Source organism: Streptomyces sp. NPDC002513, from assembly GCF_053595355.1.
The window spans coordinates 22,570-43,163 of the sequence record NZ_JBSFXK010000064.1 but is presented as its reverse complement, the minus strand read 5'-3'; the positions used below and the strand labels follow the sequence as shown (position 1 = coordinate 43,163).

The 20,594-nt window shown below is 72.7% G+C and carries 16 protein-coding genes and 1 tRNA gene; 3 read left to right on the top strand and 14 right to left on the bottom strand.

Going from position 1 to position 20,594, the window contains the following annotated elements; translation table 11 throughout:
* Positions 1-136: 136 nt before the first annotated feature.
* The gene (gene hppD / locus ACWD5Q_RS29740; RefSeq protein WP_451430154.1) at positions 137-1,282 is read right to left on the bottom strand and encodes a 4-hydroxyphenylpyruvate dioxygenase; all 1,146 of its coding nucleotides are present in this window, start codon (positions 1,280-1,282) and stop codon (positions 137-139) included.
* A 122-nt stretch (positions 1,283-1,404) separates the two neighbouring features.
* On the opposite strand from hppD, the gene ACWD5Q_RS29735 reads away from it, so the two are divergent.
* Entirely contained in the window at positions 1,405-1,884 is a 480-nt protein-coding gene (locus ACWD5Q_RS29735; protein WP_451430153.1) for an Lrp/AsnC family transcriptional regulator, read from the top strand.
* Positions 1,885-1,939: 55 nt separating this feature from the next.
* Here ACWD5Q_RS29735 and ACWD5Q_RS29730 read toward each other — a convergent pair whose 3' ends face one another.
* The 6 genes from ACWD5Q_RS29730 to ACWD5Q_RS29705 all read right to left on the bottom strand — a co-directional run bounded on the left by ACWD5Q_RS29730 (position 1,940) and on the right by ACWD5Q_RS29705 (position 9,267).
* Positions 1,940-3,220, bottom strand: coding sequence for an MFS transporter (locus ACWD5Q_RS29730; protein WP_451430152.1), 1,281 nt, complete (start codon positions 3,218-3,220; stop codon positions 1,940-1,942).
* 249 nt (positions 3,221-3,469) lie between these two features.
* Positions 3,470-4,258: a S16 family serine protease gene (locus ACWD5Q_RS29725; RefSeq protein ID WP_451430151.1), complete on the bottom strand. Its 789-nt coding sequence runs from the start codon at positions 4,256-4,258 to the stop codon at positions 3,470-3,472.
* 90 nt (positions 4,259-4,348) lie between these two features.
* Entirely contained in the window at positions 4,349-4,606 is a 258-nt protein-coding gene (locus ACWD5Q_RS29720) for a hypothetical protein (protein ID WP_451430150.1), read from the bottom strand.
* A 93-nt stretch (positions 4,607-4,699) separates the two neighbouring features.
* The gene (locus ACWD5Q_RS29715; RefSeq protein ID WP_451430149.1) at positions 4,700-5,341 is read right to left on the bottom strand and encodes an IclR family transcriptional regulator; all 642 of its coding nucleotides are present in this window, start codon (positions 5,339-5,341) and stop codon (positions 4,700-4,702) included.
* A gap of 489 nt (positions 5,342-5,830) precedes the next feature.
* The gene (locus ACWD5Q_RS29710) at positions 5,831-7,678 is read right to left on the bottom strand and encodes a DEAD/DEAH box helicase (RefSeq protein WP_451430148.1); all 1,848 of its coding nucleotides are present in this window, start codon (positions 7,676-7,678) and stop codon (positions 5,831-5,833) included.
* Between the two features lie 152 nt (positions 7,679-7,830).
* Complete coding sequence (locus ACWD5Q_RS29705) at positions 7,831-9,267, bottom strand: MFS transporter (protein ID WP_451430147.1); 1,437 nt, start codon at positions 9,265-9,267, stop codon at positions 7,831-7,833.
* 220 nt (positions 9,268-9,487) lie between these two features.
* Between ACWD5Q_RS29705 and ACWD5Q_RS29700 the strand changes: the two genes are divergently transcribed.
* A tRNA-Cys gene (locus ACWD5Q_RS29700) sits at positions 9,488-9,559 on the top strand.
* Between the two features lie 145 nt (positions 9,560-9,704).
* Here the strand turns inward: ACWD5Q_RS29700 and ACWD5Q_RS29695 are convergent.
* The 7 genes from ACWD5Q_RS29695 to ACWD5Q_RS29665 form a co-directional block, all read right to left on the bottom strand.
* The gene (locus ACWD5Q_RS29695; protein WP_451430146.1) at positions 9,705-10,871 is read right to left on the bottom strand and encodes an SUKH-4 family immunity protein; all 1,167 of its coding nucleotides are present in this window, start codon (positions 10,869-10,871) and stop codon (positions 9,705-9,707) included.
* A gap of 196 nt (positions 10,872-11,067) precedes the next feature.
* On the bottom strand, positions 11,068-13,377 hold the full coding sequence (locus ACWD5Q_RS29690) for a xanthine dehydrogenase family protein molybdopterin-binding subunit (RefSeq protein ID WP_451430145.1): 2,310 nt from the start codon (positions 13,375-13,377) through the stop codon (positions 11,068-11,070).
* Positions 13,374-14,837 (bottom strand): 2Fe-2S iron-sulfur cluster-binding protein, encoded by a 1,464-nt coding sequence (locus tag ACWD5Q_RS29685; protein WP_451430144.1) that lies wholly within the window; start codon positions 14,835-14,837, stop codon positions 13,374-13,376. Before ACWD5Q_RS29685 ends, ACWD5Q_RS29690 begins: the two co-directional genes overlap by 4 nt.
* A complete protein-coding gene (locus tag ACWD5Q_RS29680) occupies positions 14,834-15,727 on the bottom strand; it encodes an FAD binding domain-containing protein (RefSeq protein WP_451430143.1) in 894 nt (297 codons plus the stop codon). Before ACWD5Q_RS29680 ends, ACWD5Q_RS29685 begins: the two co-directional genes overlap by 4 nt.
* 278 nt (positions 15,728-16,005) lie before the next feature.
* A complete protein-coding gene (locus ACWD5Q_RS29675) occupies positions 16,006-17,631 on the bottom strand; it encodes a beta-N-acetylhexosaminidase (RefSeq protein ID WP_451430157.1) in 1,626 nt (541 codons plus the stop codon).
* A 265-nt stretch (positions 17,632-17,896) separates the two neighbouring features.
* Positions 17,897-18,178 carry a DUF3039 domain-containing protein gene (locus ACWD5Q_RS29670; protein WP_451430142.1) on the bottom strand — a complete coding sequence of 94 codons (282 nt, stop codon included), beginning with the start codon at positions 18,176-18,178 and terminating at the stop codon, positions 17,897-17,899.
* A gap of 28 nt (positions 18,179-18,206) precedes the next feature.
* Positions 18,207-18,779: a YqgE/AlgH family protein gene (locus ACWD5Q_RS29665; protein WP_451430156.1), complete on the bottom strand. Its 573-nt coding sequence runs from the start codon at positions 18,777-18,779 to the stop codon at positions 18,207-18,209.
* Between the two features lie 252 nt (positions 18,780-19,031).
* Between ACWD5Q_RS29665 and murA the strand changes: the two genes are divergently transcribed.
* Positions 19,032-20,372: a UDP-N-acetylglucosamine 1-carboxyvinyltransferase gene (murA, locus tag ACWD5Q_RS29660; RefSeq protein WP_451430141.1), complete on the top strand. Its 1,341-nt coding sequence runs from the start codon at positions 19,032-19,034 to the stop codon at positions 20,370-20,372.
* Positions 20,373-20,594 lie beyond the last annotated feature (222 nt).

The following is a 20,594-nucleotide window of genomic DNA, read 5'->3' as shown; positions in this document are numbered from 1 at the left end:
GACGGACCTCATCCATCTCCTCGGGTGTCATACCCGATACAAGATCACACGCTACCGATCAGACGGCAGTTGGGCTACCTAACGAAGCCCTACTAAGGCCCTGTCGCGGTGCGCCGCCGCGCGCCGCGGGGGCGGGTCACAGGTTTCCGCGCTTGGCCTGCTCGCGCTCGATCGCCTCGAACAGCGCCTTGAAGTTGCCCTTGCCGAAGCCCATGGAGCCGTGCCGCTCGATGATCTCGAAGAAGACCGTCGGACGGTCCTGGACCGGCTTGGTGAAGATCTGCAGCAGATAGCCGTCCTCGTCGCGGTCGGCGAGGATCTTCAGCTCGCGCAGGGTCTCGACGGGGACGCGGGTGTCGCCGACCCACTCGCCGAGGGTGTCGTAGTACGAGTCCGGGGCGTCGAGGAACTGCACGCCCGCCGCGCGCATCGTGCGGATCGTGCGCACGATGTCGTTCGTGTTGAGCGCGATGTGCTGGACGCCGGGGCCGCCGTAGAACTCCAGGTACTCGTCGATCTGGGACTTCTTCTTGCCGATCGCGGGCTCGTTGATCGGGAACTTGACCTTGAGCGTCCCGTCGGCCACGACCTTCGACATCAGCGCGCTGTACTCGGTCGCGATGTCGTCGCCCACGAACTCCTTCATGTTCGTGAAGCCCATGACCTTGTTGTAGAACTCGACCCATTCGTTCATGCGGCCGAGTTCGACGTTGCCGACGCAGTGGTCGATCGCCTGGAAGGTGCGCTGCGCGGGCGGCTCGACGATCGGGTCGGCGGCGGCGTAACCGGGGAGGTAGGGGCCGTCGTAGCCGGTGCGCTCGACCAGGGTGTGGCGGGTCTCGCCGTAGGTGGCGATCGCGGCCAGGACGACGGTGCCGTGCTCGTCCTTCACCTCGTGCGGCTCGGCGAGGGAGCGGGCGCCGTGCTCGATCGCGTACGCGTACGCCGCGCGGGCGTCCGGGACCTCGATGGCGAGGTCGATCACACCGTCGCCGTGCTCGGCGACGTGCCGGGTGAGGAAGCGGCCCCAGTCGGTGACGGTCTTGACGACCGAGGTGAAGACGAAACGGGCGGAGCCGTTCTCCAGGACGTACGAGGCGGTCTCGCGGCTGCCGGTCTCCGGGCCGGCGTAGGCCACGAGCCGCATCCCGAAGGCGGTGGAGTAGTAGTGCGCGGCCTGCTTGGCGTTGCCCACGGCGAAGACGACCGCGTCCATTCCCTTGACCGGGAAGGGGTCTGCCTCGCGCGCGGTGTCCGGGGTGTGGTGTGTGGTCTGCGTCATGTCGGCAGCCTCACCCGTCTCCGCAAGGTGCGCAATAGTTTGCGTATCGGCTGGGCATTCTGCCCAGCAAGACGCCCGAATCACCGGGCGTTCTGTACAGGATGACTATCGGAAGGAGCGGTGTGGTGATCGATCATCTGGACGCCGGGCTCATCGTGCTGCTGGCGCGCGAGCCGCGCGTCGGGGTGCTGGAGATGTCCCGGCGGCTCGGGGTAGCCCGGGGCACGGTCCAGGCGCGCCTGGACCGCCTCCAGTCCCATGGGGTGATCCGCGGCTTCGGGCCGCAGGTGGATCCGGCCGCGCTCGGCTACCCCGTCACGGCGTTCGCGACGCTCCAGATCCGCCAGGGCCAGGGCCCGGACGTACGGGCCCATCTGGCGACCGTGCCCGAGGTCCTGGAACTGCATACGACCACCGGCAGCGGTGACATGCTGTGCCGGCTGGTGGCCCGCTCGAACGCCGACCTCCAGCGGGTGATCGACCGGGTGGTCGGCTTCGAGGGCATCGACCGCGCCTCGACGGCGATCGTCATGGAGAACCCGGTTCCGCTGCGGATCATCCCGCTGGTGGAACAGGCGGCACAGGACCGGGAGAGGGCCTGACCCGGCCGCCGACGGCTCCCGCCGGGCGGCCGGGTCGGGCTCGCGGCCTCCCAGGTCAGGCCTCGCGTCCTCCCGGGCCCGCCGTGGCGCGCATCACGGGGTCGTGCCGTAGCCGTAAGAAGGTGACGAACAGGATCAGGGCCTGCACCACGGCGCACACGCCGATCACGTCGGTCAGATACGACGGCGGGGTGAGGGCGAGCACGACGCCCGCCACGGGGAAGGGCAGCAGCAGGAGCAGGATGGTCAGGGAGAGGGTCGTCCCGAAGGCGGCGGGCGGGATGATCTGCGAGCGCAGGGTGCGCAGGACGATGGTGAGCCCTCCGTCGGCGGCCATGAAGAGGGCCACGAGCGCCGTGTAGCCGGCGTAGGAGGGAGCCCAGGGCACGGCGAGGCAGGCGGTGGCCGCGACCGTCGCGCTGACGACGCCGACCCCCCACAGGCCCGTCCGGTTGAGCGCGAACCGGCAGCAGGTGACCACGACCAGGGTGGCGGCGGCGGCCACCGACCAGAGCGTGCCGACGGCGGCCGGGGACCGGCCGAAGCGGCCCTCCACGAGGACGGGGCTCGCCGACTGCAGCAGACCGAGCACCAGATTGGAGCAGGCCAGCCCGGCCACGAGCCGGCGCAGGGTCGGCAGTGAGCGCAGGGTCTCCCATCCTTCCCGCATGCCTCCGCCCTTCCCCTGCCCGCTGCCGCGCCCGGCGCGCAGGGGCGTGGGCGGGGTCTGCAGGGCGAGCCCGGCCGACAGGAAGGACAGCACGCTCAGGCAGGCGAGCATGCGGGTCGGTCCGGTCAGCAGCAGGACACCGCCCAGGACCGGGCCGATGAGGGTGGCCATCTGGTCGATGCCGATCAGCACCGACTGCACCTTGTGGGACTCCTTTTCGGTCCGGCGGCTGACGATGGCGCCGATGGCCTCGTTGGCGATGAAGCTGAACTGGGTGAGGGCACCGGTCACGGCGGCCAGCGCCATGACGGCGACGGTCTCGGCCGTGCCCTGGGGCAGCAGGACCAGGAGGACACCGGCGCCCGCCACCAGCAGGGCCCGCGCGAGCGAGGCGAGGAAGCACACGATGGCCGCGCCGCTCCGGTCCACCAGGTCACCGGCGAAGCTGAACGCGGCCACCCGGGGGATCCACTCCAGCGCGAACGCCAGGCCCGTCAGGGATGCGGAGCCGGTGGTCGCCAGCACCACGAGCGGCATGGCGTAGGTCGCCATGGAGTAGGCGAGCGCGTCACAGGCACGGGGCGCGTAGACCCGCCGGAACAGACTGCCCGTGGGCGCTGCCGCATGGCGACCGGCCGGTTGGACCTCGTACAAGGAGACGGTCACGGAGTGAGGGGCTTTCGGTGAGCGAGAGTGCGAAAGGGACGCGAAGCGGCTTCCCGGGCCAATTCGGGCATGCGCATGCCACAAGTAGGGCCGTACACCTGGTTGAGGCGTGAACTACGGAGTGGTAACAACATAGCGGAACGATGAACCGTCTGAAGAGCCCCCGGGAGGCGCCACTCGACCTGCCGTCCGGGTTGCCGTCCGGTGTGCCGGGCGTCGCGACGGGACGAACCGCCGCCTATGGGGGCGCTAACAGCTCGGTACCGAGCCCTTGCCCTTCTCCAGGGCCACCAGCGCCTCGACCGCCCCGTTCAGGGTGGTCACCGGGACCAGACGCAGGCCCTTCGGCAGTTCCGCCCGCGCGTCGAGGCACTCCTCCTTCGGGACCAGGAAGACCGTCGCGCCGTCACGGCGGGCGGCCTGCACCTTGAGGGCGACCCCGCCGACCGCGCCCACGTCGCCGGCCGTGTCGATCGTGCCCGTACCGGCGATGGTCCGGCCGCCCGTGAGGTCGCCACCGCTGCCGTCGCCCTCCAGCTTGTCGATGATCCCGAGGGTGAACAGCAGGCCCGCGCTGGGGCCGCCGACGTCCGCGAGCTTCAGCGTGACCTTGACGTCCTTGTCGCTGACGTGCAGATACCTCAGTGCCGCCCGGCTGGCCGCGTCCTGGGACTGCTGCATCTGCTCGGCGTTGTGCCGCTCGATCTCCTTGATGCTGCCGTTCGGGTAGACCGCGTCGCGCGGCAACACCGCGCGGTCCGTGCGGAACCAGCCGTCGATCACGTCGCCGAGCGAGACGTCCGCGTCGGGGCCGGTCGCCTCGATCGTCGTCATCCGGAGCTGGCCCGCCGTCGTGCGCAGGGGCGCCCCGCTGATCGTGATCACGGGGGCGCCCTTGTTCTCGCCGAGGACGTTCGCCGTCATGCCGGGCTGCGCCACGGAGAACGGCAGCGGCGCGAACACCGCCGTGGCGAGCAGGGCCACGACGGGCAGGGCACAGAGGGCGACGGCCTTGGGGCGGGGGAGGCGAGAGAGCACGGGATCAATCTAACGCGAGGAAGCGTTCCGGCCGCGTGCCGGTCGGACCGGGCGCGGGTCATGCCTGACGGGGGGCGGTACGGGTGCGGGTCATCCCTGACGGGGGCCGGTACGGGCGCGGGTCATGCCGCTCATGGTCGTGCGGGCCGAGTGCCCGGCCCGCGGCAGACGCAGGGCGCGGACGCCGCGCCCCAGCGGCCAGGCGCGCTGCGTCTGCTTCACGACGTGGCCGAGGCCCGGGCCGGCCGCCGCCGGCAGGGCGTACGAGGCCGCCTCGGCGGGCGGCCCGGGGACCGCGGCGCAGGTCCCGGCGAGCCGGGCCCCGTCGGCGGTGTACGCGGCGTGCACGATCCGGACGAACGGCTGGTGCTGTGGCTCCGGACGAACGGCTGGTGCTGTGGCTCCGGTCGAGGGTGCTGGGCGGCTGATCCGGGGCCGCCGTCAGCGCAGTGCCTCCGCCACCTCCCGCGCCGCGTCCACGACCCGCGGTCCCACTCGCTCCGGCACCGCGTCCGACAGCATGACGACCCCCACGCTGCCCTCGACCCCGTTCACCCCGAGCAGCGGTGCGGCCGCCCCGCACGCGCCCGTCTCCAACTCCCCGTGGGTGAGCGTGTAGCCGGGCTCGGAGACCGGCTGCCGGCGGGCGTCGAGTATGGCCCGGCCGGCGGCTCCCCGGTCGAGCGGATGCCGGAACCCGGCCCGGTAGGCCACGTGGTAGTCGGTCCACGACGGCTCGACCACGGCCACGGCGAGTGCCTCCGCGCCGTCGACCAGGGTGAGGTGCGCGGTCGCGCCGATGTCCTCGGCCAGCGCGCGCAGCGCGGGCAGCGCGGCCTCCCGCACGAGCGGGTGCACCTGGCGGCCGAGGCGCAGCACCCCGAGCCCGACCCGGGCGCGGCCCCCCAGATCGCGGCGGACCAGGGAGTGCTGTTCCAGCGTGGCCAGCAACCGGTACACCACGGTCCGGTTGACGCCCAGCTTGGTGGACAGCTCGGTGACCGTCAGCCCGTGGTCCGTGTCGGCGAGCAGTTTGAGGACCTTGAGGCCCCGGTCCAGCGTCTGAGAGGTCTCCGCGGTCACGACGCCCACTCCTTCGTGGTGAGGACGGCGGCCCCTTCGCGGCGGATGCGTCGCCGAGTCCCGTCGGCGACGCGTTTCAGAGGCCGCCGATCGGCCTGCGGCCCGGGCGGCCCCCGGGCTCGGTCGCTTCACGGCTGCGCTCCGCGGCGGCGCTGCCACGGGGCGTGTGCGTAGCGGGACAGTAGCGACACGGTTCGCTGAGCGGAAGGCTCCGTCCAGAATCCGGTCCGCAACCGGTAGGCATCGGTTCCTTTTACGGTGATATATGCGCGGCGTACGGCGGAATGCGCACCTCATGGCGGGATGCGCGCGCCTCACGACGGAATGCGCACCGCTTACGGCGGAATGCGCACGGCTTACGGCGGAATGCGCACGGCTGACAGCGGGATACGCGCGAAGGACAGCACGAGCCCCGCACTCGGCACCCCGCACCCCCCACACCCGGCCACCCGGCCACCCGGCCACCCGGCCACCCGGCGCAGTGTCAGCTCAGTGCATCCGTGTAGCCCACTCCTGGACCTTGGCGATCCGCTGCCGTAGCTGGCCTGCGGTGCACTCGGCGCTCGGCGGGCCGCCGCACACCCGGCGCAGCTCGGTGTGGATCACGCCGTGCGGCTTGCCGCTCTGGTGGACGTACGCCCCGACCATCGTGTTGAGCTGCTTGCGCAGTTCCAGCAGCTCCTTGTGGGTGACCACCGGACGCCGTTCGGCGGGCAGTTCGAGCAGATCGGCGTCCGCGTCCGGCTTCTTGCGGCTGTGCGCGATCTGCCGGGCCTGCCGCTTCTGCAGCAGCAACTGCACCTGCTCCGGCTCCAGGAGACCCGGGATGCCGAGGTAGTCCTGCTCCTCCTCGCTGCCCGGGTGGGCCTGCATGCCGAACTCGGCGCCGTTGTACATGACCCGGTCGAAGACAGCGTCGGACTCCAGCGCCTCGAAGGGCAGCATGTCCTGCTCGCCGGTGTCCTCGTCCTGCTCCCGGTTGGCCTCCTCCATCTCCTTCTCGGATTCGGCGTACGGGTCCTCCTCGCCGTCCTTCTTCGGCTTGTCCAGGACGTGGTCGCGCTCCCGCTCCATCTCATTGGCGAAGGTGAGGAGGTCGGGGACCGTCGGGAGGAAGACGGAGGCGGTCTCGCCGCGGCGCCGGGACCGTACGAAACGGCCGACGGCCTGGGCGAAGAACAGGGGGGTGGAGATGGTGGTCGCGTACACCCCGACGGCGAGCCGCGGCACGTCGACACCCTCGGACACCATACGGACCGCGACCATCCAGCGGTCGTCGTTGCCGCTGAACTCGTCGATGCGGTCGGAGGCGCCGGCGTCATCGGACAGGACGAGGGTCGCCTTGTGCCCGGTGATGTCCCGGATGAGCTTGGCGTAGGCGCGGGCCGACTCCTGGTCGGTGGCGATGACGAGGGCTCCCGCGTCCGGGATGGCCTTGCGGACCTCGGTGAGCCGCTGGTCGGCGGCGCGCAGCACGCTCTGCATCCAGTCGCCGCGCGGATCGAGGGCGGTGCGCCAGGCCTGGCTGACGGCGTCCTTGGTCATGGGCTCGCCGAGCCGGGCGGCGATCTCGTCGCCCGCCTTGGTGCGCCAGCGCATCTGGCCGCTGTAGGAGAGGAAGATGACCGGCCGCACGACCCCGTCGCCGAGCGCGGACCCGTATCCGTAGGTGTAGTCGGCGGCGGACCGCCGGATCCCGTCGTTCCCCTCCTCGTACGTCACGAACGGGATGGGGTTGGTGTCGGACCGGAACGGCGTACCGGTGAGGGCGAGCCGGCGGGTCGCGGGCTCGAACGCCTCCAGGCACGCCTCGCCCCAGGACTTGGAATCGCCCGCGTGGTGGATCTCGTCGAGGATGACGAGCGTCTTGCGCTGCTCGACACGGTTGCGGTGCAGCATGGGCCGTACGCCGACGCCCGCGTAGGTGACGGCGACGCCGTGGTACTCCCGGCCGAGCGGTCCCGCGCTGTACTCGGGGTCGAGCTTGATCCCGATGCGCGCGGCCGCCTCCGCCCACTGCTTCTTCAGGTGCTCGGTCGGCGCGACCACGGTCACCTGCTGCACGACGTGGTGGTGCAGCAGCCAGGACGCGAGCGTCAGCGCGAAGGTCGTCTTGCCGGCGCCGGGCGTGGCGACGGCGAGGAAGTCACGCGGCTGCTCCTGGACATACTTCTCCATCGCCCCCTGCTGCCAGGCACGCAGCTTGCCGGCGGTGCCCCAGGGGGCGCGGCCGGGGAAGGCGGGAGAGAGGTGGTGCGAGGAGCTGCCGGCGGGGGCCGTGGCGGGCCTTTGGGACTCGCCGTTGAGGGTGGCGGCTGGCGGGCGGGAGGTAGTCACGGTCTCCGGTTCGGTGGGGGTCTGGGGCGGCTCGGCTACGTATGACAACCGGGCCACCCTACCGGTGTGCTGACCCGCCTCCCGGGCTGACGGTGCCGCATCCGGCCCCGGTGCGACCGGGGTCACAGATCACGGAGTACGGCGCTCGCGGGTCACCGCTCGTGCAACCGGGTCGTCACCCACGCCCCCACCAGGGCGACCGCCGCCATCGGCAGGAACACCGCGGCGAAGGCGGCCGGATGGGAGCCGCCGACAGCCGTCCCGGCCGCGGGGGCGACCGTGCCGCCGCCGAGCGCGGCGAACGCGGCACCGCCCGCGGCCAGCAGGACGGCGTTGGACAGACCGTCGGAGATCTGCAGGGCGGCCGAGTTGGCGCCCGCCTCCTCGGGGGGCGACAGCTTCAGCAGCAGCACGCTGGTCGAGGCGATCACGAGGCCCATGCCGAAACAGCCGAAGCCCCAGGCGACGGCGACGATCCACACCGGCACGGTGTGCACCAGCACACTCGGCGCCGTCGCGATCGCCGCCGCGACCACGATCATGCCGAGGGTCATCAGCCGGTCCCGATACGGTTCCAGGCGCGGCCTGGACTGGAGGTACGACCCGAGCGCCCAGCTTCCGCCGCCCGCCGCGAGGGAGAGTCCGGCCAGCGTCGGCGACAGCCCCCGCTGGGTGACGAGCATGAGCGGGACGAAGCTCTCCGCCGAGACGAAGGAACCCGCCGCCGCTCCCCGCAGCAGCACCACGGACGGCAGTCCGCGCGCCGCCCGGTAGGTGCCGCGCGGGAGCAGCCGGAGAACCGCCGGGACGAGCAGCGCGGCACCCACGACGCCGGGGACGAGCGAGACCCAGCGCACGTCCTGGGCGGCGTACTGCAGAAGCCCGACGCCGAGCGAGATGCCGAGTGCGAGACGGATACGACGGACGTCGAAGGGGGCGGCGACGGCCTCCTCGGCGGGGCCGCCCGCCCGGCGCCGTATCTGCGGCAGCGCGAGGGCCAGCGGGAACACCACCAGCACCGGGATACCGATGAACACCCAGCGCCAGCCGAGCTGTTCGGTGACCGTGCCCGCGGCCAGCGGGCCGACCACCGACGGGACCACCCAGCCCGCCGCGAACGCGGCCATGATCGCCGGTCGCAGGCGCTCCGGGTAGGCGCGGCCGACGACGACGTACAGGGCGACGATGACCAGGCCGCCACCGAGCCCCTGAACCGCCCGCCCCACGATGAACAGCCACATCGCCCCGGCCGTGCCGGACAGCAGCAACCCGGTGGCGAACGCGGCGATGCCGCAGGTCAGCGAGGCGAGGGGGCCGCTGCGGTCCGACCACTGGCCCGCGAGCACCATGCCGAACAGGCTGGTGGTGAAGTACCCGGAGAACGCGAAGGCGTACAGGGACAGCCCGTCCAGCTCCCGTGCCGCGACCGGCATCGCGGTACCGACGGCCGTCGCCTCGAAGGCGATGAGCACGATGACCGAGACGATGCCGATGCTGAGCGCCCGGTACGGCCGGCTCAGCACGCCGCCGCGGTCGACCGGCGGGAGGGAGGGGACGACGTCCGTGTCGCGGGGTTCCAGGGCTGCCATGCGGTCAGAGTAAGGGGCTCAGAGCGGATTGGCTCCTGTCTGAAGCCGGTGATCGCCTGGGACCTTGGACCTAGGGCCCGAGCCCGTTTCATGAACGGCGCATGACGGCGTATGGCAGTACCGTTGCAGCACCCGCGCTCCCCTTGAACCCGCCGGCCCCGAAACCCTACGGTCCCTGTGTCGGTCCGGAACACGCGCAAGCCGCTCCGCGCCCGACCCCGGCCGTGTGCCCGAGTGGTTCAGGGACTCGCCTGCAAAGCGAGTTACGCGGGTTCGATTCCCGCCACGGCCTCTTGCGCTGGTCTGGCCTGCTCGGCGCGGGCAGGTCTTCCTTGACGTTGCTGCGAACCGGTCAAGGAGCCAGTGCGACAGAAACGCCGGCCAGGCGATACGGCCCGGCACTTCACCCGCCCCGATGGCCATGCCACCGGAGCCGGCTACGCGTGCAGGCCGCCACCCGCCTGGTCCTCGAAGGCCTTCGGCCAGTGGCGCCAGCCGTCGTTCTGGGGAGTGCGCGGGGGCGGGGTGCAGGCGGCCGGGGCGACGGCGGCGAGCGTTTGGGTCATCGTGGCGGCCAGTTGCTCGTAGGCGTCGGGCAGGTCGTGCTCCTCGTCGAGCGACTTCTCGCGGTGCACCAGCCAGACCGTGAACGCCAGCGTAGAGACGTCCGCGTTCAGCGGGCGCAGGGTCGCGTCGGGCTCACCCCAGCTCAGCACCTCCCCGGTGGCGCCGTCGACGACCAGGCTCGTGTCCTCCACGAGACAGCCGAGGCGGATCAGGCGGTCCGCGCCGTCGGGGAGTCGGTCCGCGGGGATGCCGCCCTCCTCCGCGGCGTACTCGGCCAGGGTCGGCAGGGGCACGTCCGTGTCCAGCTCGTACCAGTAGCCGTGTTCCGGCAGGCCCACCTCGCTCAGGAAGCGGCGGGTCGGCTCGTGCGTGAGCACGCCGGGGAAGTCGACGTCCTCGAAGCGCACGAGCGCGGCGGTGCCGAACTCCTCGTCGAGAAGACGCGGCGGAAGGTCCAGCCGCAGCCCCGCGCCGCGGCGCGCGATCCGGGCCAGGGGACGGATCAGCGCGGCCATCCGCCGGTAGGGGACGGGCTCCTCCCCGGCGCCCTCGGCGAACGTCGACGTCAGCCGCCCGGCCGCGTCCGCGACCGCGTTCGGGCCGTGTCCCCGCGGTGCGAACCGGCCGCGGGACGCGACGAGTTCGTCCGTCGCCGCCGCGAACCGCAGCAGCGCCTTCAGGGAGGGGGCGAGCGGCGCGAGGTCCACCAGGCCGAGGTGGCGCGGGAAGACACGCGTCGTGGAGGACCTGCCCGTGGTGCCGTCCAGCAGCAGGCACTCCAGGTCGCGGTCGAAGGTGCGCAGCGCCCCTATGACGAGCTGGTCGTGCAGCTCCGCGGCCAGCTTGCCCGCGTCGTCGACCAGTTCGGCGACCCGGCGCAGCACGGGCTGCCCGCGCAGTGCCCCGAACGCGAGCCGGGCGCTGTCGCACGGCAGTCCGGCTTCCGCCGGTAGGTGCCGCGTCCCCGTGTGCGTCACATACGGATCCAGGTCCGTCTCGGTCAGCGTGATCACGCCACCGGTGTCGGTCGTGCCCATTGCTTTCCCCCGCGTGCGTCGTCCCCAGGGCGTCCGCGGGCAGGGCACATGCTCCTGCCGGGCGGCTCTCCCCCAACGCCAAGAACCATACGCCGCCCCACTGACAACGCCCGAAACGCTGGAGGACGTCACGTGAAGGAGCCGGGGCCCACCCGGCGGCACCGTCGCGGGCGGTCGCCCGCGACGGTGCCGCCGTTCACTGGGTCGTCGTCACCACGGCCGCCTGCGGCCGGATCGGCAGGCGGTTGACCGGACGGCCCGTCGCCGCGCGCACCGCGGCGGCGATCGCCGCCGGGGACGTCACCACGGGCACCGCGCTGACCGCCTTGGCGCCGAACGGCGCGACCACGTCGCGTTCCTCGACCAGCTTGACGATCCGGATGTCCGGGGCGTCCAGGGCCGTGGGGAGGGAGTAGCCCGTCAGGTCGGGGTGGCGGATCAGGCCGCGGGCCGTACGCAGGTTCTCGGTGAGCGCGATGCCCACGCCCTGGGTGACGCCGGCCTCCACGCGCGCGGCGAGCTGAGCCGGGTTCAGGACCCGGCCCACGTCCTGGGCGACCGCCAGTTCCACCACCCGTACCGAACCGATCTCGATGTCCACGTCCACCACGGCGCGGATCGCGCAGAACGCCATCCCCACGAAGGCGTCGCCCTGGCCCGTCTCGTCCAGCGGCTCCGTCGGGTGCGGCCGGCACTGCGCCGTGGCCCACAGTTCCTTGCCGTCCATCGCCTCGGTGACCGTGGTCGACAGCACGCCGTCGTACGAGGTGATCTTGCCGTCGGTGATCTGGAGCAGCTCGGTGGACATGCCGAACTGGTGCGCGAGGGGTTGCAGCAGCTGGGTGCGGACCATCTTGGCGGCACGTTCCACCGCGCCGCCCGACACCCAGGTGTGGCGGCCGCGGCAGCCCGCGCCGGCCGGCGGCTGGTCCGTGTCGACGGGGGCCACGTGGACCTCGTCGATGCCCAGGGTGTCCTGGACGATCTGCCGGGCCAGCGTGGTGAAGCCCTGACCGGTCTCGACGGCCGAGCACAGCACCGTCGCGACGCCGTCGTGGACCTTCACCGTGGCCGTGGACACCTCGTCGGCGCCCTCCGCGCGGAGCATGTGCACCATGCCGAGGCCGTAGCCGACACCGCGGCGCACCGCGCCGGGTTCGCCCGCGCCCTCGGGGCCGCCCGGCAGCAGCCACTCCTCCTCGGGGGTGTCCTTGGGGAGCGAGGGCAGCGGGTGGTCCCGTACCGCCTGAAGGAGTTCGGCCACCGGCGCCGGACAGGTCACGGTCTGGCCCGTCGGCAGGAGGTCGCCCGTCGCCATGACGTTGCGCAGCCGCAGCTCCGCCGGGTCGACGCCGAGCTTCTTGGCGAGCTTGTCCATCTGCGCCTCGTAGGCCGCGCACACCTGCATCGCGCCCTCGCCGCGCACATGGCCCGACGGCGGGTTGTTGGTGCGTACGGCCCAGCCCTCGATGAAGGCGTTCGGGACGACGTACGGGCCGCACGCGAAGGACACGGCGGCGGCCAGCGCGTCCGAGGAGGTGTCCGCGTAGGCGCCCGCGTCCAGCAGGATCTGCGCCTCGACCTTCACCAGCTTGCCTTCGGCGTCCGCGTGGTGGCGGTAGCGCAGAAGGGTGGGATGGCGGTGGGCGTGGCCCAGGAACGACTCCTCGCGGGTCGCGGTCAGCTTCACCGGGCAGCCGGTTCTCAGGGCGAGCAGGCCGAGCGGAAGCTGGAAGCTCTGGTCCTCGCGGTCGGCGGTGGCGCCGGGCACCCCGGTGACGACGATCTTCACCCGCTCGGGTTCCAGGCCGTAGACCGCCGCGGCCCGGTCGCGGTCGGCGTGCGGGTCGGTGGAGGCGAGGTACAGCTCGACCCCGCCGTCGGGCCGGGGCACCGCGAGGCCGGCCTCCGCCCCGATCGGGGCGGGGTCCTGGCGGCCGATGCGGTACAGGCCCTCGACGACGACCTCGCCCACCGTGTCCGGGTCGCCGTGGCTCAGCGGGATGTGCCGGATCAGGTTGCCGTCGGGGTGCAGCGGCTCGGCCTCGAAGGCCTGCTCCGGGTCGGTCACCGGGTCGAGCACCTCGTACTCGACGATGACCGCGGCGGCGGCCATGCGCGCGGTGTCGGGGTGGTCGGCGGCGACGGCCGCGATGGGCTCCCCGTGGTGGCGTACGACCTCGGAGGCGAACACGGGGCGGTCGGCCGTGCCCCGGCCGTGGGCGCCGGCGGGCACGTCCTCGTGGGTGACGACGGCCCGCACACCGGGCATCTCGCGCGCGTGGCTGGTGTCGATCGACACGATGCGCGCGTGCGGGTGCGGCGAGCGCAGCACGGCGGCCCACAGCAGGCCCTCGGCCCACAGGTCGGCCGCGTAGGGGAAGGTGCCCTCGGTCTTGGCGCGGGCGTCGGCCGACGGCAGGGAGGCGCCCAGGCCGTGCGGCGGCTCGGGAGCGGTTGCGGGTGCGGCCGCCGCGGTGGTCGCGGTGGCGGCTTCGTTGCTCACGCCTGGCCTCCGTCCTGGCCGTACGGGTGCTCGTGCGGGCCCGCGCCGTCGAGCGCGGAGGGGTGGACGCCGCCCGCCCCGGGGCCTGCCTGGTGCGGGATGCGCAGCTCGTCCGTGTCCGGTGCCGGCTCGGCCTCGGTGTGCGCCTGGCGTTCGGCGACGACCTCCTGGACGGCCTCCAGGACGCCCCGGTAACCGGAGCAGCGGCACAGGTTGCCGCACAGAGCCTGGCGGGCCTCCAGTTCGGTCGGCGCGGGGTTGCCCTCCAGCAGGTCGTGCACCGTCATCGCCATGCCGGGGATGCAGAAGCCGCACTGCACGGCCCCGCACCGGGCGAGCGCCCGCTGCACGTCCGAGGCCTGTCCGTCGGCGGCGAGGCCCTCGACCGTACGGACCTCGCTGCCCGCGGCGGTGACGGCGGGCACGAGGCAGGAGGCCACGAGCCGTCCGTCGACCTGGACGTTGCAGGCGCCGCACTCGCCCTGCGAGCAGCCGTCCTTGGCGCCGGCGAGGCCGAGCCGCTCGCGCAGCACGTACAGCAGCGACTCGCCGATCCACGCGTCGGTGACGGGCCGGTCGGAGCCGTTCACCCGCAGGACGTACGAGGCGAGGGGGTGTTCGTCGTGCGGGGGCGGCGGGGGTTCCTGGTCCTGTTCCGCGGCGTCGGCCGAGGGGGCCGGTGCGGGACCGGCCGCGACGGGGTCTGCCGCCGGTACGGCGTCCGAGGGGCGGGCCTCCTCGACGGCGGGCACGGCGGCGGGCTCTGACGGCTCCTGGGCGGCCTCGGGCACCTCCGGGACACCCTCGGCCCCCGTGTCCTCGTACGGCCCGCCGGACGGCTCTCCAGGGGCCTCGCCGGGCGTCTGCGCGGCCGGGCCGGCCGGCTCGTCGGCGCCCTGGCGCGTCCCGTCGGTCCCGTCGGTCCAGGCGTGCCCGGCCGAGTCCGTCGCCCAGGGCGCGGGCGCGCCGCCCGGCAGCGTCGCGGGCGGGGTGCCGCCCCACTGCTCGACGAGGGTCGACGTGCTGAACTCGCCCGATTCGTCCGGCAGATCACCGCCCGCCACCGGGATCGACCACTCACCGGTGACGTCGTGCCCGGGCGCGGGGTGCTCCTGCGCGGCCGCGGTCTCGTCGTAGGTCCACTGCCCGGTGGCTCCCGGGTGGTGCGTGAACCGGTCTCCCGCGCCTTCCGCGGGGGCCTGGTCCGGGCCGGGCCAGTGGGCGCCCTCCGCGGGCGCGGCCCAGGCGCCCTCGCCGGCGGTGGGGTCGAACGTCGGCGGCACATAGCCGTGGCCCGGCGCGGCCAGCGGGCTGTGAGCGGCGAGAAGGGCGTCGATTCCTCCCTCGGGGAGCTGGACGAAGGCGGTGGCGCCGTCGTCGTAGTCCCCCTGTGGCAGTCGCTCCCAGGAACCGTGGGTGGCCCCCTGCGGGGTCTCCTCAGGGTGCCGGTCGTCGGTCACGACAGTGCCCTCCCCAGTGCTCGTCGGGCCAACGCGGCGACGGTGCGCCGCAGATGCAGTACGGCAGGCGGAAGCTGCTCCATGGTGCCGTCCCCGGCCGGTGCGGGGTCGGGGATGCAGGCCGCGGCGACGTACTCCCCGAAGGCGGCGAGCGCCTCCGGGACGATCGCGCGGTTGTTGTCCCAGTCGATGAGCTGAGCGACCCAGTGCTCGGCCTCCAGGGGGCGCAGCGGCACGGGCGCTATGGCGCCGACGGCGCAGCGCACACCGCGCCGGGCCGGGTCGAGGACGAGCGCCACGGACGCGACGGACCGCCCGGGACCGGTGCGCCCGGTCGCCTTCAGGAAGACCTGGGGGGCGTGCAGCAGCGGTACGCGCACGTAGCCGATGAGTTCGCCGGCGCGCAGCGGCTCCATGCCGGCGAGCAGGTGCGAGACCGGGATCTCGCGGCGGGCCCCGCCCGGGCCCGCGATGATCAGGGTGGCCTCCAGGGCTGCCAGCACCGGGAGCGCGTCCCCCGTGGGGGCGGCCGAGGCGATGTTGCCGCCCAGGGTGCCCGCGTTGCGGACGTGCGGCGGTCCGGCGGCGCGCGAGGCCGCCGCGAGGGCGGGGATGAGGGCCGCGAAGTCGGGGCGGCCCATGCGCGCGTGGGTGAGGCCGGCGCCGAGCAGCGCGTGGCCGTCCTGGTACTGCCAGCCGCGGATCTCGCTGATACGGCCGAGACCGACCAGCGCGGCGGGCCGCAACTGGCCGGAGTTCACCGCGGTCATCAGATCGGTGCCGCCCGCCACGGGGACTGCGGCCGGCAGGGCGGCAAGGGCCGCCACGGCCTCGTCCAGCGAGGCGGGCAGCGTCACGGCCTGCGCCGCCTGCGGTGCGTGCGTGGTCAAACCGGCTGCCCCTTCCCGCTGCCCCACCTGGTCCCACCTGTGTTGCCGTACGGTACGTGCTGACAGGCCGGACGTGGCAACTCTGGCACATCTTTCCCGGCCCCCGACGCGGGGGTCCGCTAGGAGGCATTCGCCCCCTCACCAGGGAGATGTTCCGTTTTGCCATGACATCCCCCATGAGTGCCGAACGCCGGTCCCCGGCGGCCCTGGTGCGACTTTTCCCACGCGGGGTCACGTTTCCAGGCGCCCGGCTCGTCGGCTGCCCCTCCGCTACGGCCTCACACGTTCGGGGGCGCACCCTCGATCGGACGTCCGAGTACCCCGGGCCGCCGCTGCCACGGCCGGGGCCCCGTGGGCGGCCGGTAGGCGACCCCCAGGGCGTCAAGCCGGCGGTAGTGGACGGCCATCCGCCGCTCGAAGTCCCCGAAGTCGCGCTCCACGGGCGCGGGCAGATCGCTCCAGGCGACCTCGGCGAAGGCCGCGAGCCGCGGGAACGTCTGGTAGTCCACCCGTGCCTGATCCTCCGTCACCTCGGTCCAGACGTTGGCCTGGGTGCCCAGCACATGGCGCGCCTGCTCCCCGGTGAGCTGCGGCGGAACCGGCTCGAAGCGGTAGACGTCCTCCAGGGTGCGCACGTACCCGATGGGCACCGGCTCGTCCGCGCCGCCATCCTGACGGTGGTCCAGGTACACCTGCTGCTCCGGGCACATCACGACGTCGTGGCCGGCCCGCGCGGCGGTGACGCCGCCGGCGTATCCGCGCCAGGAGGACACGGCGGCGCCTTCCGCCAAGCCGCCCTCCAGGATCTCGTCCCAGCCGATGAGCCGCCGGCCCCGGGCGGTCAGCCAGGTGTCGAAGTGCCGGATGAACCACGCCTGCAGTCCGTCCTCGTCGGCGAGCCCGAGTTCCTTGATGCGCGCCTGGGCGGCCGGGGAGGAACGCCACTGCTCCTTGGGGCACTCGTCGCCGCCGATGTGAACGAACGTCGAAGGGAACATCTCCAGAACCTCCTCGAACACCCCTTCGTAGAAGCGCAGGGTGGAGTCGGTGGGGGCGAGTACGTTGGCCGAGATACCCCAGTCGTCCCAGACCGAGAGGGAGGCCGTGTCGACGACGTCCGTGTTGCCGAGCCCGGGATACGCGGCGATGGCCGCCTGGCTGTGCCCGGGGACATCGATCTCGGGGACGACGGTGATATGCCGCGCGGCGGCGTACGCGACGATCTCGCGGATGTCGTCCTGCGTGTAGAAACCGCCGTGCGGCTTCTCCTCCCACAGCGGCGAGGCACGGTGACCGAACCGGCTGCGGGACCGCCAGGAGCCCACCTCCGTGAGCAGCGGGTGGCGCTTGATCTCCAGCCGCCAGCCCTGGTCGTCGGTGAGATGCAGATGCAGGACGTTCAGCTTGTGAGCGGCCATCAGGTCCAGACAGCGCAGGACGCCGTCCTTGGGTGTGAAGTGCCGGGCCACGTCGAGCAGGAGACCGCGCCAGGGGAAGCGGGGCGCGTCCTCGACGACCACGCCGGGCACGTCCCACTCACGGCGGGCCGGGTCGACCGGCGCCCGCCGGAAGACCTGCGGCCCCAGCAACTGGCGGAAAGTCTGCGCTCCCCAGAAGACGCCGGCCGCGCTGCCGCCGTCGAGACGGACGGCGTGCCCGTCGACGACGAGGCGGTACGCCTCGGGCGCCATCCCCGGGTCGATGCGCAGCGCGATGCCGTTGTCCGCGCTCCCCTCCCGGAACGGCAGCCCGGTGGCCGCGCCCAGGACGTCGCGCATCCAGTGTGCGACGCGCTCGGTGCCGGGCTCCGCGCGCAGCACCGTCTCCTCGTCGAGCACGAACAGCCCCCGCGGGGGCACCCACCAGCCCTTGCGGGGTGCCGGGATCAGATCCTCGAAGCCCATCGCGTCCAGCCCCTCCCGTCCTTCGGCCTTCACGAAATCCCCGGGCATCCACACCGTCCGGGTGAGGGAAGCCTGATCGACGAGGCGCCGTGAACGGAAACGGGACAACAGAAGCGGCATCGCGGGAACGGAGTGGCGGAGACGGGGTGGCGGAAACGGGGTGATGAAAGCGGAGCGGCGAAGGACACGGACACGAAGATCCCCGGGACGCGCCGTCACGCGCCCCGGGGGCCCTGCGGTCGTCGTCGGACGGGGAGCCGGCCGGCTACTTGTCGCCGCCCTTGCCCTCGTCGCCGCCGCTGCTCATGGACTCGTAGATCTCCTTGCACATGGGGCAGACCGGGTACTTCTTGGGGTCGCGGCCAGGTACCCACACCTTGCCGCACAGCGCCACGACGGGCGTGCCGTCGAGGGCGCTCGCCATGATCTTGTCCTTCTGGACGTAGTGGGCGAAGCGCTCGTGGTCACCGTCGCCGTGCGACACCTGCGGCGTCGGCTCTACGAGGGTCCCCGTACCGGTGCCGCGCTCGGGCTCGAGAGTGCTCATACGGCAAGGGTACTGAAGCCCGCGCGCATCAGTTGAGCGTAGGGTCGTCCGGATAGGTGGCCACCATCGCCAGCTCGCTGCGCTGCCGCCGCAGCACCTCCCGCCACAGTCTCTCCGGCGCCGGGGACGACACATCGCCGGGCTCCGACTCGACGACGTACCACGCCCCTTCGACCAGTTCGTCCTCGAGCTGACCCGGCCCCCAGCCCGCGTACCCGGCGAAGATCCGCAGCGAGCCGAGTGCCTGGGCGAGCAGTTCGGGCGGGGCCTCCAGGTCGACCAGGCCGATCGCGCCGTGCACCCGCCGCCAGCCGAGCGGGCCCCGCTCCCCGGAGGCGTCCCCGGGGATCACCGCGACACCGAGCGCCGAGTCCAGCGACACCGGTCCGCCCTGGAAGACGACACCGGGCTCCCCCGCCAGCTCCGCCCAGCCCTCCAGGATGTCACCCACGTCCACGGGCGTGGGACGGTTCAGGACCACACCGAGCGAGCCCTCCTCGTCGTGGTCGAGGAGCAGCACCACAGCGCGGTCGAAGTTCGGGTCCGCCAGGGCGGGCGTGGCCACGAGCAGCCGCCCTGTGAGCGAGGACACCTCGGTCATGGCAGACATGATCCCGCATCTTGCCCCGGGATGGGGAGGCAATCCGGGTACGCGGGTGAATGCGGTGCGGGGCTCACGGATGCGACACCGGCGCACGCCCGGCGGTCACCGGGTGCGTCCGCTCACGCACGGCTCGTGTTCGTGGCGAAGCCATGACGTCGCCCGGAGGCCCTCGGGCTTACTGAAGGGGGGTGAACGGCGATTACGCTTACGTCTTCGGCCCCTGCCCCACTCGACGGAAACGCGAGACCCATGACCGTCAACGACGATGTCCTCCTGGTCCACGGCGGAACCCCGCTGGAGGGCGAAATCCGTGTCCGCGGTGCGAAGAACCTCGTACCGAAGGCCATGGTCGCCGCTCTGCTGGGCAGTGCGCCGAGCAGGCTGCGCAATGTCCCCGACATCCGCGACGTGCGCGTGGTGCGGGGGCTGCTGCAACTGCACGGCGTGACGGTCCGTCCGGGCGAGGAACCCGGTGAGCTGGTGCTCGACCCGACCCGCGTCGAGAGCGCGAACGTCGCCGACATCGATGCCCACGCGGGCTCGTCGCGCATCCCGATCCTCTTCTGCGGCCCGCTGCTGCACCGCCTGGGGCACGCGTTCATCCCGGGCCTCGGCGGCTGCGACATCGGCGGCCGTCCCATCGACTTCCACTTCGACGTGCTGCGGCAGTTCGGCGCGGTCATCGAGAAGCGCGCGGACGGCCAGTACCTGGAGGCCCCCAAGGGGCTGCGCGGCACCAAGATCCGGCTGCCGTACCCGTCCGTCGGCGCGACCGAGCAGGTGCTGCTGACGGCGGTGCTCGCCGAGGGCGTCACCGAGCTGTCCAACGCGGCCGTCGAGCCGGAGATCGAGGACCTCATCTGCGTGCTGCAGAAGATGGGCGCGATCATCGCGATGGACACCGACCGCACGATCCGCATCACCGGTGTGGAGAAGCTCGGCGGCTACACCCACCGCGCGCTCTCGGACCGCCTGGAGGCCGCGTCCTGGGCGTCGGCGGCGCTGGCGACCGAGGGCGACATCTACGTCCGCGGTGCGCAGCAGCGGTCCATGATGACGTTCCTGAACACCTACCGGAAGGTGGGCGGCGCCTTCGAGATCGACGACGACGGCATCCGCTTCTGGCACCCCGGCGGCCAGCTGAAGTCGATCGCGCTGGAGACGGATGTGCACCCGGGCTTCCAGACGGACTGGCAGCAGCCGCTGGTGGTCGCGCTGACGCAGGCCACCGGCCTGTCGATCATCCACGAGACGGTCTACGAGTCCCGCCTCGGCTTCACGTCCGCGCTCAACCAGATGGGCGCGCACATCCAGCTCTACCGCGAGTGCCTCGGCGGCTCCAACTGCCGCTTCGGACAGCGCAACTTCCTGCACTCCGCGGTGGTTTCGGGCCCGACGAAGCTCCAGGGCGCCGACCTGGTCATCCCCGACCTGCGCGGCGGCTTCTCGTATCTGATCGCGGCCCTGGCGGCCCAGGGCACGTCCCGGGTCCACGGCATCGACCTGATCAACCGCGGCTACGAGAACTTCATGGAGAAGCTGACCGAGCTGGGCGCGAAGGTCGAGCTCCCGGGCAAGGCCCTCGTCTGAGGGCCTTCCGTGCGGGCTTCCGGGAGACCGGAAGGCCCGCGCGGAAGGCGGCCACCCGGCCGCGGGTACGCGGCCCGCACGGCCGCACCCGTACGCGTGTGACCCGCGTGTGACCCGCACACGTCGCATCTGCGCATCCGCAGACGCGCGAGGGGCGGTCACCCCCATCGGGTGACCGCCCCTTAGGCCTTTCCGGGCCCGTACGCCGTCCCAAGCGGCGTC